Below are 14,244 nucleotides of genomic sequence, written 5' to 3' on the forward strand. Positions count from 1 at the left end.
CGATCAACCCCGGTTGCGCTGCAGGAAGTCCAGCAACACCGGGAAATAGGCCTGGGGTTCTTCGTAGAACGGCATGTGGCTGCTATTAGGGAACACGTGCAGCTCGGCGCGGCCGTGCAGGGCCAGGTTCATGCGCATGGCGCAGGCGGGGGTCAATTCGTCGTGCTGGCCGGTGGTGATCAGCACCGGCATGCGGAACTCGCCCATCTGCTCGAGGCGGTTCCAGTCCTTGAGGTTGCCGATATAAAGGAACTCGTTGGGGCCCTGCATGGTGCTGTACGGGCCCATGTTCCAGTCGCCCAGCGAGCGCTGGATCGGCGCCGGCCACTGCTCGAGGCGGCAGACATGGCGGTAGTTGAGCAGGGTGATGGCCGCCTGGTACTGGGGATGGTCGAGGGTGCCCAGGGCCTCGTGGCGCTGCATCATCGCCACGGTCTCGCTGCCCAGCGCGCCGCGCAGGCGTGCAAGCTCGGTGATCAGGTGCGGGATATCGCCGACGGTGTTTTCGAGAATCAGACTTTTCAGCGACTGCGGGTGATAAATGGCGTACTCGATTGCGAGCCAGCCACCCCAGGAATGCCCCAGCATGTGCACGCGCCCCAGGTCCAGGGCCTGGCGCACGCGTTCGACCTCGGCCACGTAGCGGGTGATGTTCCACAGGCTGTCGTCATCCGGGCGGTCGGAGGCGCCGGTACCCAACTGGTCGAAGGCGACCACGCGGATACCCTTGTCCTTGAGCCAGGCATGGGCGTCGCGCAGGTAGTCGCAAGGCAGCCCCGGCCCGCCATTGAGGCACAGCAGCACCTCGTCCCCTTCGCCAAAGCTGTACACCACGACGTTGTGGCCATCGACCTCTACATCGAACCGCTGGTCAGGTTGCATCTCACGCCACATCGCTACTCTCCTGTTGGCCATGGCTTGGGGCTATAACTAGCGCAGGAGAATTCGTCGCCTACAAGCTAGTGTTTCCTATAGGTTTTGTATGGCAGTCCCGCGCCAAGCCGTGGCATTCTACGTGCCGGACTTCAAGTTGGAAATCCACAAGGAACACAGGGAGTGTCAGGTATGCAGGCCAAGGTGGCTGAACTCAATTCGCGTCTGGCGTCAGGCAGCAGCCTGGATGAACAGATGGACAGCGTCGCCGACCTGGCGGCGCAACTGGGCTTCGACGCCCTGGTGTATGACTACAGCCCGGTACCGTTGGACCACACCGGCGAGCTGATCACCCCGTCCGTGGTCAGGCTGCGCCAGACCCCGAAGGACTGGCAGGACCTGTGGTGCTCCGAAGGCTTCTACCAGATCGACCCGGTGCAGCAGGTGGCCGTGTCCTCCATCGCCCCCTTCGTCTGGTCGTACCTGCCCAAGGGCGAGACCGTCCTGCAGCGCTTGATCGACAGGCGCCATGCCCCGGTGGTCGGCTACTTGCACGATGCGCAACTGACCTGCGGGGTAACCGTACCCATCCACCTGCCGCGCGGCGGCCTGGCGACCCTGACCGGCCTGCGCCCCCAGGCCAGCCAGCGCGACCTGGACGACGCCCGGGAACACCTTGCCGATTTCAGCCTGATCGCCCATGCCCTGCAGGAAGCCGCCTATCCCTTGTTGGCCAAGGAATCCGCCACCCGCGCCATCCGCCTGACCCGTCGCGAGGCCGAGTGCCTGCGCTGGGCCGCCGAGGGCCTGACGGCGGGGGAGATCGCCGACAAGCTCAACCGCTCGCTGGCGACAATTTCCCTGCACCTGACCTCGGCCATGCACAAGCTCGGGGCCAAGAACCGCGTCCAGGCGGTCGCCCGGGCGGTGCATTACCGCCTGCTCGACCCGTGAAAGGGGCAAAAAAAACCGAAAACCTAGCGAACTCTCTAGTTATGCCGCGTTGCGCATAGGGTTATCGTGTGTTCCATGATTCACATGGAGCCGGATGAAATGGAACTCACCCCATCGCGTGAAGGTTTTGCCCCCTTTGGCGACTACCAGACCTGGTACCGCGTCACCGGCGACCTGGCTTGTGGCCGCACCCCGCTGGTCATCCTGCACGGCGGCCCGGGCTGCACCTACGACTATGTCGATGCCTATAAAGATGTCGCCGCTGGTGGCTACCCGGTCATCCACTACGACCAACTGGGCAACGGCCGTTCGACCCACCTGCCGCAGATGCCGCCGTCGTTCTGGACGGTGAAGCTGTTCCTGGATGAGCTCGACAACCTGCTCAAGCACCTGGGCATCAGCGAGCGCTACGCGCTGCTGGGCCAGTCCTGGGGCGGCATGCTCGCCAGCGAACACGCGGTGCGTCAGCCCAGGGGCCTGCGCTGCCTGGTGATCGCCAACTCGCCGGCCGACATGCGCACCTGGGTGCGCGAGGCCAACCGCCTGCGCGAGGAACTGCCCGAGGACGTCCAGGAAACCCTGCTGCGCCACGAAGCTGTGGGCGACTACACCGCGGCCGACTACATCGCCGCCACCCAGGTGTTCTACGACCGCCACGTGTGCCGGCTCAAGCCCTGGCCGGAAGAGGTGGCACGCACCTTCGCCCAAGTGGAGGCCGATCCGACCGTGTACCACGCGATGACCGGGCCCAACGAATTTCACATCATCGGCAGCACCAAGGACTGGACCATCGTCGACCGCCTGCCGCGGATCAACGTGCCGAGCCTGCTGATCTCCGGGCGCTACGACGAGGCGACGCCGCTGGTGGTCAAGCCGTACCTGGACCTGATCCCCGGTATCCGCTGGGCGTTGTTCGAGAACTCCAGCCACATGCCGCATGTGGAAGAACGGGTGGCGTGCATGGGCACGGTGGTCAAGTTCCTCGACGAGAGTCTATAGCTTCAACGGCCGCCGCCGGCCGACAGTTTCCCTTCCTCAGGCCTGTCCGGGTTCAACCTGGCGGGCCTGAGTTTTATCTCCTCCCAGGTGACGAGCACCAGCACGTTCCCACGCGGTGATTAACAACCCAACGCCCCAGCGCTATCCTTAACCCAGTTCCCCAAGGAACCTCACCATGCGCCGGCTGCTACTGCTGTTACTGATCACCGTCATCCCAGGCTGCCAAACCCCGCTGCCAGCCGCCAACCCGCAGATGGCCTGGGTCGACCTGTCGCTGCCATTCCCCAATGACCGCGTCCTGCTGGCCGAACGCCTGGACAAGCAACGCCTGGATGAAGGCCGTTTCTTCCAGGTCAGCCCCGGCAGCCACGAACTGATCGTGCGCTTCGACTATGAAACGAACGGTGGAGGAGGCATGAGCATGCTGGGTGGCACCACCGTCCGCCAATGCTACCTCACCCTCGAATACGCCCATTTCCAGGCTGGTCAGCGCTATGTCCTGGAAGCCCGCTCCATGGCCCTGACACCCGAGGCGAGGCTGTACAATGCCGCCCGGGAAATCGTCGCAGAGGTCAGTGAGTTCTACTGCCTGATGTGACCGAGCCCGGTTCATTGACTGTTCGTGAAGGAATTCAACCGTTGTGTGAAGCATGAGTCGTTCGCTGTTCATTTCCCTGGATGGCCCCAAGGGCACCGGCAAGACCACGCTCCTGGAAGCCGTCACGCAAGCGCTGAGGGCGGAAAACAGGAAGGTGATCCGCATCAGCGAGAAGAAAAGCGATCCCTACCGGGGCGAAACCATGGTTCTGGTCAACCAGTTCGTCAGGAACCCCTGCCGGGACCTGGAGATGAAGGTTTGTGAGCGCCTGGCGGACAGCCGTGCCTGGATTTCCCGGCACGTGCTGGCCAAGCAGCCGACGGACAGCATCATCCTGATCGATCGCTGGTACCCGTCCGATGCGGCGTTTCGCCGGCTGGTGCCGTTTGCCGAGATCCTGCGGTTGAACATCGAACGCAACGTGCGGGTGCCGGACCTGCATGTGGGCGTTCTCACCGACCCTGAAGTCTCGTGGAGGAGAGCAGCGGCGCGGTCACGCGGCCTGAGCAGTACCGTGATGCACGCACTGGAAGAGCATGTCGCGTGCACCCAAGCGTTCGAGCGAGTGGTTGCCGATCAAGGGTGGGTTTTATGTCGCAACGAAGGAACCCTTGAAGAGGCAACGCAGGCGTTGGTATCAGAGATCCGTAGCCTGTTTGATTAACCTGCTCGAAAAGTGCCTTCTTTCGTATGCTCGAGCCACTGCTCATAGGTAATGCGGCTGATGTGTTCTGTCCGGTAGTCCTCAAGGAACGGGTTGTACTTGTTCTCTTCAGTATGGTGATGGCGGAAACCACACTTCGACTGCGCGACAAAGGACTGACTGTTGTTGGCATAGTAACCACACCACAGCGCTTTGAGCTTCAGGGTTTCGAAGGCGTGTCGCATCACTTCCCGCACAGCTTCGGGAATCAGGCCCTGGCCCCAGTACGGTACTCCGATCCAGTAGGCGATTTCGCCTTCCTGCGCACTGATTTCGAAGTTGCTATCGCCACCGATAAGGATACCGACGCACCCTACCGCACGGCGATTTTCCCTCAACTCGACAGCATAGACCTCAGGGTGATTGAAGACCGTGCGAATGATCTCGGCACTGTTTTCCACACTGGTGTGCCGGGGCCAACCGGCGATGGGACCGACTCGCTGGTCCTTGGCGAATTCGTACAGATCCGCAGCGTCGGTGTCTCGCCAAGGGCGCAGCAGCAGTCGGGTTGTTTCCAGGCTCATCTCATGTCCTCAGTTGGCTGATCAGGTGGGGAACAGGGTAGGGAGGAAGACAGGTTCGGTATACATCAGTACCTCGGTGATTTCGGTACTTTTCGAAACTAGATGGCCAATGGGTGATAAGATTCATCGCGTTTCAGGTCCTGGCATCTAGAGGCTATGCAGCATATTCCGCAACTTTTTACTGCTGACGACCCACCGCGCATGGGTGATACCTCCCTGACCGAAGGGCTGGGAGTGCCACTCTCCTTCGGCCACACCTATCTGACGCTGCTGGTCTGCCTGTCCGGGAGCGCCCGCTTCACGCTCAACTTCAAGGAACATGTGGTCCGGCGCGGTGATGTGCTGCTGCTGGCCGAAGACACCATTGCCTTGCTCAAACGTCGCTCACGCGGATTCAAGGTATTTTTTTGCCTGATGCCAAAGGGTTTCGCTGCGGAGGTCGCCTACCAACTGCCCAACCCCCTGTTCATCTTCTTGCATGAACATCCACATTGCGTCCCGGACAGTGACGACAGGCCGTTGATAGAAGGATGGCTGGCGCAGATGCGGGATATCGTGAAGTGCTGCCCGACTTACCGGCACGTCATGCTGCGCAACCAACTGCAGAACCTTTTCCTGAAAATTGCCGAGCAGCTTCCAGCTACATACAAAGGCAGCAGGGCGTTCAGCCGCAAGGAAATGCTCAGTTGGCAATTTTGGGACTTGATCGGCAAGCACTGCACCAGGCACCGGGATGTGAAGTTCTATGCCGACGCGCTGAGCATCACGCCGTTCTACCTGTCACAGCTGACCAAAGCGTTTTTCAACGACACCGCCAAAGGCCTGATAGATCGCCAGGTGACCCAGGAAATCAAGGCGCTGCTTTCCTACAGCAATCTGGCGATCGGCCAGATCGCCGACGAGCTGAACTTTGTCGATGCCTCCTACCTGTGCCGCTACTTCAAGCGGCAAACCGGTGTTTCGCTTTCTCGCTATCGCCTCCAAGGGCAGCAGTAAGCGGGGCAGGCGTGAACCGCTTTTCGATAAACAAAGGCGTCTCGGTAGATTAAAGCCTGATGAGCGCCAGCATGTCTTCGCCGTCTGGGGCCATGCCGACCTCTTCGAAGCCAAAGCTGGAATAAAATCTTTTCGCCACGGGATTACCAGGGTTGTAGCAGATTTCAATTTCTTCCAGGCCAGGGGCTCGCTTGATTTCTTGAAGTGCCAGGCCTAGTGCTATCCTGCCGATGGATTTTTGTTGGTGCTTCTTGTCAACCATAAACCGCCAGATGGATATTTTATGGGGTGACGCCTGAACCCACATGAAAAAGCCAACAGGCTCATCGTTGGCGTAAATGGCCCGTACGGAGTATTCAGGGTTGTACGCAGCCTCCACCAGTGACCAGGTATTGCTGGCTACATAGTCTTCTTGCTCGTCTGTGACTTCCAATTCGCAAGCGGCTTCATAGTTGTGCTTTGTTATTGTGGCGAGTGATATTTTCACAAAGGCTCTCTGGATCTCAATGGTTTTGAAGGTACTGAAATACTGCTAACTTCCCGATTAGAGTATTGGAGGTTAACTGGCCGCTACCCTCAAGAACTTGTTTGTAAAAGATTGTCCGGTCCGGATCTACCGCAGCCATACGCAAGGCCAAGCCAGGCCAGCCGCCGGCACTTTAAAGAGGCCTGGCGAACCGACCCGGGCCGAGGGCGGCAACCGAAACTACATGTTGTTCGAGCGCAACGATTAGCCCAGGACGTTTTACATGCGTGAAGCGTTCGACCCTCGACAGGCTCTGGACACCCACCTGGCCACCGAACACTTTCTTCGTTTTGCCGAGCAGGCTGACGCGTTGTTGGCGGATCCGTTGCAACTGATCTTCCTTGACCCGATCCACCGCTGACAAGCCTGCGAGTCACCAGGGAATTGGCCTGCCATCCCAGGCCCAGAAGGTACCGGTCTGTAACGGTCCATGCCGGCCGACGAGTTCGAGGATGCAACGGGCGGCAAACGCTGGCGAGAACAGTTTGTCGATTGGCACATTGCCCTGGAAGGGTCGCGAGAGCTGGGTGTCGGTGGTCCCGGGGTGCAGGGCAAGGACTGTTGAAGCGGGATTGAGCCGCTTGAGTTCGATGCTGGCCGTGCGCAACAGCTGGTTGAGCGCGGCCTTGCTGGCCCGATAGCTGTACCAGCCGCCAAGGTGGTTGTCGCTGATCGAGCCGACCCGGGCGGACAGCGCGGCGAAGGTGACCGGTTGCTGGCGCAGCCATGGCAGCAGGTGCTTGAGCAGCAGGATCGGGGCAAAGCAGTTGCTGACGAAGCTGGCCTGCAACCCTGCCATGTCCAGTTGCGCCAGCGACTTTTCGGCGCGTGCCGGAGGCTGGTGGAGCACGCCGAGGGTACTGATGACCAGGTTCAACTGCGCACAGCTGGCCTGGACCTGCACCGCCAGTGCTTGCAACGCCTGTTCATCCCGAGCATCGCAGTCGATGCGCATCAACCTGCGGCCATGGGTCAGGGCCAGAGCATCGAGCGGCGTGCTGCAATTTGCCTGGCGCGACACGGCGATCAGCAGGCCCACGTCTTCGCGTGCCAGCAGTTGTTCGCACAGGGCAAGGCCGATGCCTTGGCTGGCGCCGCAGACCAGCACGTTTGCGGGGCTGTGGAGGTTGGTGATGAGGCTCATTCGAGGTGCTCCCCTGGCATGGATCTAGCTGCCCTAATTTCTATACAGCATTGGAATTTATCTGTACAAAAATCTAATCTTGTACAGAATTTGTTTTCTGTACAGGTTTATCATGGCCTTTGCTCTACGATTAGCCTGCTTCTGTCTGCTGTTGACCTCGCTCGCCTCGATCGGCGCGGATTGGCGAGCCACGCTGCCGGCGGCTCAACGACTGGGTGAAGGCGAGTTCACCTGGTTCGGCCTGCGCCTGTACAGCGCCCGCTTGTGGGCAGAGGGCCCGCTGCTGGACTGGGGTCGACCGTTCGCCCTGGAGCTTGCTTACCACCGGTCGTTGTCCCGGGACACCCTGGTCAAGGCCAGCATTGAGGAGATGCGTCGCCTTGGCGCCGGCAGCGTCACGGCACAGCAACTCGACGCCTGGACCGGGGAAATGCAAGCGGCGTTCGTGGATGTGCGTCCCGGTATGCGCATCACGGGGGTGTACCTCCCGCAAGCAGGTTGCCGCTTCTACGTCGATGGCCGACTGCGCCGTGAAGTGGCCGATGCGGCCTTTGCCAAGGCCTTCTTCGCCATCTGGCTGGATCCGCGCGCCCGGGATCCACAACTGCGCCAGCGCCTGCTCGGCCTGGCCGGCAACGATCGAGGACCCTGAACATGTACAAAGCATTGTTGTTGGTAGGGTGCCTGCTGCTGGGCAGCTGTGGCAATGTCGGCGTCGAGCACTATGCCGACGAGCAACCCAAGCTGGACCTGGCGGCCTTCTTTTCGCGTCCGGTGCAGGCCTGGGGCATGTTCCAGAAGCGTTCCGGCGAGGTGGTGAAGCGTTTTCACGTGCGTATCGACAGCCGCCGCGATGGCGACCGGTTGATCCTCGACGAGCAGTTTCTCTACAGCGACGGTATCCGACAGCGGCGCACCTGGACGCTGGTGCCCGATGGCCCCGGTCGCTGGCGTGGCACCGCTGGCGACGTGATCGGCGAGGCCCGCGGCGAGGTGGCTGGCAATGCGCTGCGCTGGCGTTACCAGCTGGACCTGCCGGTTGACGGGCGGCACTGGCAGGTGGACCTGGACGACTGGATGTACCTGATGGACGACGACACCCTGATCAACCGCTCGCGCATGAGCAAGCTGGGCGTGGAGATCGGCCAGGTCACCCTGTTCTTCCGCCGCCTGCCGGAGGGCACGCGATGAATCTCAATACACTTTTCGATCAGGTCGGCGCCGGCCAGGTCCGGGCGCTGGAGCTGCTGTCGCTGGAAGGCGGTTTCTACCTGCTGCGGGCCATGGCCGACGCAGGGCCGGTCACGCTGAGCGACGATCACGGGCAGGCCCTGCGCTTTCGCTCCATCACGCAGTTGCGCCAGGTGCTGGCCGGGCTGCCGCCGGTGCCGTGCATGCTGGTCCAGCACGTGGTACACGATGAAATGTGCGGGCAAGGCGACGGCCCCGTCGCGCCGCTGCGGGTGCCGGTGACGCTGGACGAGCAGTGGTAGCCCCGGCGATGCGCCTGGGCCTGGTGCTGGGCGACCAGCTGTCGTTCGAATTGGCGAGTCTCGCCGCGCTGGACCCCGCCCGCGATGCGATCCTGATGGCCGAAGTGGAGGGCGAGGCACGCTACGTGCCGCATCATCCGCAGAAGATCGTGCTTATCTTCAGCGCCATGCGTCATTTTGCCCAGGCGCTGAGGGCGCGTGGCTGGCATGTGCACTATGTCAAACTGGACGCCGACGGCAACAGTGCCAGCATTGCCGGCGAACTGCGTCGCTGGCAGCAGGCCCTGGGCGCCAGCGAGATCCACCTGACCGAGTGCGGTGAGTGGCGCCTGGAACAGACGTTACGGGAGGCTGGGCTACCGTTGGTGTGGCACCGCGACACCCGTTTCCTGTGCTCGCGAGAGGCTTTCGCACGCTGGGCCCAGGGCCGCACCCAGCTGCGCATGGAGCATTTCTACCGCGGCATGCGCAAGCGTTGCGGCCTGCTCCTGGAGCCCGACGGCAGCCCGGCGGGGGGCGCATGGAATTTCGATGACGAAAATCGCAAGCCGTTGGCGCGAGGTCTGCGCGGCCCGTTTCCGGCGCATTTCGAACAGGATGCCATCACCCGTGGCGTGGTGGCCTTGGTTCGCCAGCGTTTCAGCGACCATTACGGCGAACTGGATGGTTTCGACTATCCCGTGACTCATGCCGAGGCTCAACAGCTATGGCGTCATTTTCTCGATTTCGGCCTGGCGGCGTTTGGCGACTATCAGGACGCCATGGCTGAGGGCGAGCCCTACCTGTTCCATGCGCGCATCAGCGCGGCGCTGAACATCGGGCTGCTGGACGTGCGCTGCCTGTGCGAGGACGTGGAAGACGCCTGGCGCCAGGGCCGGGTGCCGCTCAACGCCGCAGAGGGCTTCATCCGCCAGTTGATTGGCTGGCGCGAGTATGTGCGCGGTATCTACTGGCTGCGCATGCCCGAGTACGCCAGGCTCAACCGCCTGGGCAACACTCGCGACCTGCCGGACTTTTACTGGACCGGGCAGACGCGCATGCGCTGCATGGCGCAGGCCATCGGACAGACCTTGCGCCTCGGTTACGCGCATCACATCCAGCGGCTGATGGTCACCGGCAACTTCGCCCTGCTGGCCGGAATCGTGCCCGCCGCGATCTGCCAATGGTACCTGGCCGTCTACATCGACGCGTTCGACTGGGTAGAACTGCCCAACACCCTGGGCATGGTGATGCACGCCGATGGCGGTTACCTGGGTTCCAAGCCCTATTGCGCCAGTGGTCGCTACATTCAGCGGATGTCCGATCACTGCAAGGCCTGCAGCTTCAGGGTGGACAAGGCGGTCGGTGAAGACGCTTGCCCATTCAATGCGTTGTACTGGCATTTTCTCATTCGCCACCGCGCCCAGCTTTCAGGCAATCCTCGTCTGGCCTTGGTGTATCGCAGCCTGGACGGCATGGCGCCTGCCCGTCGCGAGGGCGTGTGGCAACGCGGCCAGGCGCTGCTGGCGCGGCTCGATGCCGGCCAGGACCTATGAAGAAGAAGCAGCATCTTCCAAGCAAGGTATGCGCGGCATGCGGCCGGCCTTTCACCTGGCGCAAGCGCTGGGCGCGGTGCTGGGCGCAGGTGCGCTACTGTTCTGAACGCTGCCGCCGCTCAGCGCCGCGCGGCGAGTCGCACCAGCAAGGGCAGGGCCAGGGCCCAGACCGGCACCAGCAGCAAGCCCGTGACCACGGGCCCCAGGGGCAAGGCGATATCGGCCAGCCCGGCACCGCTCAGGTACGCCAACGGGCCACCCAGCGCGCCGACTGACGCACCGCGCCAAAACGGCCAACCCGCCCAGGCCAGGCTGTGGCGCAAGCCGCTGGCCAGCACCAGCCACAGCAGCGCCAGCCACAATGGCAGTGGCCATGCCTCGAAACGAAAAATCCCAATTGCCCCCAGCAGACCGTCCAGCATGCAACCGGCCAAGGTCACGCGTAACAGTGCGCCGACTTCGGTGCTGCGGGCCGGGCACAGTTTAAGGTGCACGGCCAGCCCCAGCGGCACCAGGAGCAATAGCCAGGGAACCTTGGCGCCCAGCACGCAGGCCCACCAGCCCACCTGCAGCCATAGGGCATTGGCGATCAGCCAGGCGCGGGGCATCGTCATTGCCCGGGCAACGGCGCCCGCCGCGCCAGGGGCGCCGCCCACAGCAGCTGGGCCACGCCGATGGCCCGTTCCTCGAAGCCGCCTTGGCAGTAGCACAGGTAGAACTCCCACAGGCGCTGAAAGGTCTCGTCGTAGCCCAGTGCCGCCAATGTGCCGCGCGCCTGGCGCAGGTTGTCGCGCCAATGCCCCAGGGTGAGTGCGTAGTCGACGCCGAAATCCTCCAGGTGCACGAGGTTGAGCGCGGTGCGACGGCTGGCGGTGTCCAGCAGCACGCTCAGCGAGGGCAGGGCGCCGCCGGGGAAGATGTAGCGCTGGATGAAATCCACCGAGCGCCGCGCCTGGGCGTAGCGCTGGTCACGGATGGTGATGGCCTGCAGCAACATCAGCCCGTCGGGCTTGAGCAGTGACGCGCACTGACGGAAGTACACCGGCAAGTAGCGGTGGCCTACCGCTTCGATCATCTCGATGGAGACCAGTTTGTCGAAAGTCCCCGTCAAGTCGCGGTAGTCGTCGCACAACACGGTCACCCGCTGCTCCAGCCCAAGGTCCTTCACCCGTTGCAGGGTATAGGTGTACTGCGCGTGCGACAGGGTCGTGGTGGTCACCCGGCAGCCGTGGCGGGTGGCGGCGTGGATCGCCAGGCTGCCCCAGCCGCAGCCGATTTCCAGCAGGTGATCCTGCGGGCTCAGCTCGAGCTTCTGGCAGATGCGCTCCAGCTTGCGCCGCTGAGCCTGCTCCAGGGACTGTTCGGGGTGCTCGAACTGCGCGGCCGAATACATCATGGTCGGGTCCAGCAGTTGCTCGAACAGGGTATTGCCCAGGTCGTAATGGGCCAGGATGTTGCGACGGGCGCCTTGGCGGTTGTTGCGGTTGAGCCGGTGCAGCAGCCGCAGGGCAGGGCGGCCGAGGCGTGCCAGGCCGCCCTCGAGGGCGTCGAGCACATCGAGGTTGGCCACGAACAGGCGGGTGACCAACGCGAGGTCCGGGCTGCGCCAGTAACCATGGATATAGGCTTCGGCCGCGCCGATCGAGCCATTGCCGGCGATCAGGCTCCAGGCGGTGTCGTCGAGTATCTCCACCTCGGCCTGCAGCGCGCTGCCGGGGTCGCCGAACGTCCACTGGCGACCATGGCAGAGTAGGCGCAGATGGCCATGACGCAGCTTGCCCAGCTGGGCGAGCACGGCCTTGCGCGCCAAGCCGCCGAGCAGTGGCGCCAGGCCCGCGGACTTGCTAACGCTCAGGGTCGGATTGGACATGATCGGGGTCCTCGCAGGAGTGGCCGAGTGCCAGGTTGCCCCGGCTGGCGGTGTGGTCGTGGATGGGCGTGCGCTTGATGAACAGGCGCAGGGCTTGCCAGTAGATGGCCGAGACGGTGCGCAGGCTGATCCAGGGGAAGGCCAGGATGTAGTCGCGCACAGCCTTGCGGTCCAGCGGGCGGCGCTTCAGGGCCAGGTCGGCCTCGAACACTTTCTGGCTGCCTTGCCAGTTCTCCATGTGGATGCGCATCTGTGCCTGGTCCAGGTGAAAGCGCACCCGATAGTCCATGTCCAAGGGCATGAACGGCGACACATGAAAGCGCTTGGCCATGGCGAAGGTTTTCGCCGGGTCGCCTTGCACCGGCAGCACATAGTGGAAACGCTGACGCCAAGGGGTGTTGCGCACCTCCAGCAGGATCGCCGCCAGGTGCCCGTCGCGGTCATGGCAGAAATAGAAGCTCACCGGATTGAACGACAGCCCCCAGCAACGCAGCTGGGTCAGCAGGCACACTGGCCCGTCGGGCATTTGCCCCGTGGCTTGGCTCACCAGCAGTCGTGCGGCCTGGGCCAGGGGCTGACCTTGGCGGGTGAGGCTCGGCAGGTAGTCGGTTTCCCGCCAGCACAGCGGGGCCAGGCGCCAACGCCCCAGCCAGCGCGACAGGGCCATCAGCCAGGCTTGTTCGTCCAGGTCCAGGTAGAACAGGCCGATCCGGTAACGAAAGGCATGGGGCCGCGGACTCAGGCGCCGATGACTGAGCCAGCCCAGGTACAGGCCACTGTTCACAGCTGCTCTCCGAAGTGCCTGGCCACCTGCAACGCACTGACCACGCCGTCCTCGTGGAAGCCGTTGCCCCAGTAGGCGCCGCAGAAATAGCTGTGCTGTTGGCCTTGCAGTTGTGTTTGCCGGGCCTGAGCGGCAGATGCCGCCAGGCTGTACTGCGGGTGGGCATAGCTGAAGCGGGCGAGGATCTGCGCGGGGTCGATCAGCGCGGTCTGATTCAGGCTGACGCAGAAGGTCGTCGGTGCCTGGATGCCCTGCAGGATGTTCATGTTGTAAGTCACCGCGGCCGGCGCCTGCTCGGGGCCGCCCAGGCGGTAGTTCCAGCTGGCCCAGGCGTTGCGGCGGCGCGGCAGCAGGCGGGTGTCGGTGTGCAGCACCACGTCGTTGTCGGCATAGCCGATGGCACCCAGCACGGCACGCTCGTGCACGCTCGGCGCCTCCAGCAGCGCCAGGGCCTGGTCGCTGTGGCAGGCGAATACCACGTTGTCGAAGCGCTCGGTGCCGGCGTCGCTGACCAGGGTGACACCGCCTTCGTCGCGGCCGACCCGGTGCACCTTGCAGTCAAGGCGGATGCGTTCGGCGAAGGGTCGGCACAGCGGGGCGACATAACTGCGCGAACCGCCCGCGACGACACGCCACTGCGGGCGCTGGTTCACCGACAGCAAACCGTGGTTGCGACAGAAGCGCACGAAGAACGCCAGCGGGAAGCCGAGCATATCGGCACGGGACATGGACCAGATGGCCGAGCCCATGGGCACGATGTAATGCTCAATGAAACGCGGGCCGTAACCGCGTTCATGAAGATAAGCGCCCAAGGTGGTGGTGGCGTCGATACGCTGGTGCTCGAGGTCGGCGAGAGCCTGCCGGTTGAAGCGCAGGATATCGCGCAGCATGCCCCAGAAGCCCGGCGACAGCAGGTTGCGGCGCTGGGCAAACAACGTGTTCAGGTCGTGCCCGTTGTATTCCAGACCGCAGAGTGGATCATGCACGGAGAAACTCATCTGCGTCGGCTGCGAAGCGACTCCGAGCTGTTCAAGCAAACGGATGAAATGGGGATAGGTCCAGTCGTTGAAGACGATGAACCCCGTGTCGATGGCATGGCGCTCACCCCGCCACAGCACGTCGACAGTGTGGGTGTGGCCACCGACCCAGCCGGCGGCTTCGAATACCGTTACTTCGTGTTTGCGCGACAGCAGGTAGGCGCAGGTCAGGCCCGCGATGCCGCTGCCAATGATGGCTATACGCATG

General features: G+C 63.1%; 17 protein-coding genes and 2 pseudogenes. 11 read left to right on the top strand and 8 right to left on the bottom strand.

The features are described 5' to 3' along the window. Positions 1-3: 3 nt before the first annotated feature. Positions 4-894, bottom strand: a complete 891-nt coding sequence (locus tag ACVWY1_RS00055) for a proline iminopeptidase-family hydrolase (protein WP_277504078.1) — start codon at positions 892-894, stop codon at positions 4-6. A gap of 171 nt (positions 895-1,065) precedes the next feature. Here ACVWY1_RS00055 and ACVWY1_RS00060 point away from each other — a divergent pair, with 171 nt between their 5' ends. The 4 genes from ACVWY1_RS00060 to ACVWY1_RS00075 all read left to right on the top strand — a co-directional run bounded on the left by ACVWY1_RS00060 (position 1,066) and on the right by ACVWY1_RS00075 (position 4,088). After that, the gene (locus tag ACVWY1_RS00060; RefSeq protein WP_102681950.1) at positions 1,066-1,827 is read left to right on the top strand and encodes a LuxR family transcriptional regulator; all 762 of its coding nucleotides are present in this window, start codon (positions 1,066-1,068) and stop codon (positions 1,825-1,827) included. Positions 1,828-1,926: 99 nt separating this feature from the next. Continuing rightward, the gene (locus ACVWY1_RS00065; RefSeq protein WP_277504079.1) at positions 1,927-2,826 is read left to right on the top strand and encodes a proline iminopeptidase-family hydrolase; all 900 of its coding nucleotides are present in this window, start codon (positions 1,927-1,929) and stop codon (positions 2,824-2,826) included. A 175-nt stretch (positions 2,827-3,001) separates the two neighbouring features. Further along, positions 3,002-3,424 (top strand): PA0061/PA0062 family lipoprotein, encoded by a 423-nt coding sequence (locus ACVWY1_RS00070; protein WP_277504080.1) that lies wholly within the window; start codon positions 3,002-3,004, stop codon positions 3,422-3,424. 52 nt (positions 3,425-3,476) lie between these two features. Next, positions 3,477-4,088, top strand: coding sequence for a dTMP kinase (locus ACVWY1_RS00075; protein ID WP_457377583.1), 612 nt, complete (start codon positions 3,477-3,479; stop codon positions 4,086-4,088). Here ACVWY1_RS00075 and ACVWY1_RS00080 read toward each other — a convergent pair. Next, positions 4,085-4,651, bottom strand: coding sequence for a GNAT family N-acetyltransferase (locus ACVWY1_RS00080; RefSeq protein WP_457377584.1), 567 nt, complete (start codon positions 4,649-4,651; stop codon positions 4,085-4,087). The two genes, ACVWY1_RS00075 and ACVWY1_RS00080, sit on opposite strands and share 4 nt — an antisense overlap. A 156-nt stretch (positions 4,652-4,807) precedes the next feature. On the opposite strand from ACVWY1_RS00080, the gene ACVWY1_RS00085 reads away from it, so the two are divergent. Next, complete coding sequence (locus tag ACVWY1_RS00085; RefSeq protein ID WP_457377585.1) at positions 4,808-5,647, top strand: helix-turn-helix domain-containing protein; 840 nt, start codon at positions 4,808-4,810, stop codon at positions 5,645-5,647. A gap of 49 nt (positions 5,648-5,696) precedes the next feature. Here the strand turns inward: ACVWY1_RS00085 and ACVWY1_RS00090 are convergent, their stop codons facing one another. After that, positions 5,697-6,134, bottom strand: a complete 438-nt coding sequence (locus ACVWY1_RS00090) for a GNAT family N-acetyltransferase (RefSeq protein ID WP_102681956.1) — start codon at positions 6,132-6,134, stop codon at positions 5,697-5,699. A 137-nt stretch (positions 6,135-6,271) separates the two neighbouring features. Between ACVWY1_RS00090 and ACVWY1_RS00095 the strand changes: the two are divergent. After that, positions 6,272-6,534, top strand: a pseudogene (locus tag ACVWY1_RS00095) (putative quinol monooxygenase). Between the two features lie 12 nt (positions 6,535-6,546). On the opposite strand, the gene ACVWY1_RS00100 reads toward ACVWY1_RS00095, so the two are convergent. After that, positions 6,547-7,317: an SDR family NAD(P)-dependent oxidoreductase gene (locus ACVWY1_RS00100; protein WP_457377586.1), complete on the bottom strand. Its 771-nt coding sequence runs from the start codon at positions 7,315-7,317 to the stop codon at positions 6,547-6,549. Between the two features lie 112 nt (positions 7,318-7,429). On the opposite strand from ACVWY1_RS00100, the gene ACVWY1_RS00105 reads away from it, so the two are divergent. From ACVWY1_RS00105 to ACVWY1_RS00125, 5 genes and pseudogenes are all read left to right on the top strand, one after another. Continuing rightward, positions 7,430-7,969: a chalcone isomerase family protein gene (locus tag ACVWY1_RS00105; RefSeq protein ID WP_214501691.1), complete on the top strand. Its 540-nt coding sequence runs from the start codon at positions 7,430-7,432 to the stop codon at positions 7,967-7,969. 2 nt (positions 7,970-7,971) lie between these two features. Next, positions 7,972-8,508, top strand: coding sequence for a DUF3833 domain-containing protein (locus tag ACVWY1_RS00110; protein WP_457377587.1), 537 nt, complete (start codon positions 7,972-7,974; stop codon positions 8,506-8,508). Then, positions 8,505-8,810, top strand: a complete 306-nt coding sequence (locus ACVWY1_RS00115) for a DUF6482 family protein (protein WP_457377588.1) — start codon at positions 8,505-8,507, stop codon at positions 8,808-8,810. The genes ACVWY1_RS00110 and ACVWY1_RS00115 overlap by 4 nt, the downstream gene beginning before the upstream one ends. An 8-nt stretch (positions 8,811-8,818) precedes the next feature. Next, entirely contained in the window at positions 8,819-10,345 is a 1,527-nt protein-coding gene (locus tag ACVWY1_RS00120; RefSeq protein WP_457377707.1) for a cryptochrome/photolyase family protein, read from the top strand. Continuing rightward, positions 10,342-10,452, top strand: a pseudogene (locus ACVWY1_RS00125) (DUF2256 domain-containing protein); the annotation flags it as partial. The gene ACVWY1_RS00120 and the pseudogene ACVWY1_RS00125, both read left to right, overlap by 4 nt. A gap of 12 nt (positions 10,453-10,464) precedes the next feature. On the opposite strand, the gene ACVWY1_RS00130 reads toward ACVWY1_RS00125, so the two are convergent. The 4 genes from ACVWY1_RS00130 to ACVWY1_RS00145 are packed head-to-tail and all read right to left on the bottom strand — an operon-like array spanning position 10,465 to position 14,243. Then, positions 10,465-10,953: a DUF2878 domain-containing protein gene (locus ACVWY1_RS00130; protein WP_102681962.1), complete on the bottom strand. Its 489-nt coding sequence runs from the start codon at positions 10,951-10,953 to the stop codon at positions 10,465-10,467. A 2-nt stretch (positions 10,954-10,955) separates the two neighbouring features. After that, positions 10,956-12,215 carry a class I SAM-dependent methyltransferase gene (locus tag ACVWY1_RS00135; protein ID WP_457377589.1) on the bottom strand — a complete coding sequence of 420 codons (1,260 nt, stop codon included), beginning with the start codon at positions 12,213-12,215 and terminating at the stop codon, positions 10,956-10,958. After that, positions 12,190-12,999 carry a DUF1365 domain-containing protein gene (locus tag ACVWY1_RS00140; RefSeq protein WP_277504089.1) on the bottom strand — a complete coding sequence of 270 codons (810 nt, stop codon included), beginning with the start codon at positions 12,997-12,999 and terminating at the stop codon, positions 12,190-12,192. Before ACVWY1_RS00140 ends, ACVWY1_RS00135 begins: the two co-directional genes overlap by 26 nt. Next, positions 12,996-14,243: an NAD(P)/FAD-dependent oxidoreductase gene (locus tag ACVWY1_RS00145; RefSeq protein WP_214501688.1), complete on the bottom strand. Its 1,248-nt coding sequence runs from the start codon at positions 14,241-14,243 to the stop codon at positions 12,996-12,998. Before ACVWY1_RS00145 ends, ACVWY1_RS00140 begins: the two co-directional genes overlap by 4 nt. Position 14,244 lies beyond the last annotated feature (1 nt).

Source organism: Pseudomonas sp. TE6288, from assembly GCF_054062095.1.

Coding starts and splice junctions, on each gene's coding strand:
- ACVWY1_RS00110 (WP_457377587.1), top strand. CDS start 7,972: ATGTACAAAGCATTGTTGTTGGTAGGGTGCCTGCTGCTGGGCAGCTGT.
- ACVWY1_RS00100 (WP_457377586.1), bottom strand. CDS start 7,317: ATGAGCCTCATCACCAACCTCCACAGCCCCGCAAACGTGCTGGTCTGC.
- ACVWY1_RS00070 (WP_277504080.1), top strand. CDS start 3,002: ATGCGCCGGCTGCTACTGCTGTTACTGATCACCGTCATCCCAGGCTGC.
- ACVWY1_RS00135 (WP_457377589.1), bottom strand. CDS start 12,215: ATGTCCAATCCGACCCTGAGCGTTAGCAAGTCCGCGGGCCTGGCGCCA.
- ACVWY1_RS00145 (WP_214501688.1), bottom strand. CDS start 14,243: ATGCGTATAGCCATCATTGGCAGCGGCATCGCGGGCCTGACCTGCGCC.
- ACVWY1_RS00085 (WP_457377585.1), top strand. CDS start 4,808: ATGCAGCATATTCCGCAACTTTTTACTGCTGACGACCCACCGCGCATG.
- ACVWY1_RS00055 (WP_277504078.1), bottom strand. CDS start 894: ATGTGGCGTGAGATGCAACCTGACCAGCGGTTCGATGTAGAGGTCGAT.
- ACVWY1_RS00130 (WP_102681962.1), bottom strand. CDS start 10,953: ATGCCCCGCGCCTGGCTGATCGCCAATGCCCTATGGCTGCAGGTGGGC.
- ACVWY1_RS00115 (WP_457377588.1), top strand. CDS start 8,505: ATGAATCTCAATACACTTTTCGATCAGGTCGGCGCCGGCCAGGTCCGG.
- ACVWY1_RS00105 (WP_214501691.1), top strand. CDS start 7,430: ATGGCCTTTGCTCTACGATTAGCCTGCTTCTGTCTGCTGTTGACCTCG.
- ACVWY1_RS00080 (WP_457377584.1), bottom strand. CDS start 4,651: ATGAGCCTGGAAACAACCCGACTGCTGCTGCGCCCTTGGCGAGACACC.
- ACVWY1_RS00075 (WP_457377583.1), top strand. CDS start 3,477: ATGAGTCGTTCGCTGTTCATTTCCCTGGATGGCCCCAAGGGCACCGGC.
- ACVWY1_RS00120 (WP_457377707.1), top strand. CDS start 8,819: ATGCGCCTGGGCCTGGTGCTGGGCGACCAGCTGTCGTTCGAATTGGCG.
- ACVWY1_RS00065 (WP_277504079.1), top strand. CDS start 1,927: ATGGAACTCACCCCATCGCGTGAAGGTTTTGCCCCCTTTGGCGACTAC.
- ACVWY1_RS00060 (WP_102681950.1), top strand. CDS start 1,066: ATGCAGGCCAAGGTGGCTGAACTCAATTCGCGTCTGGCGTCAGGCAGC.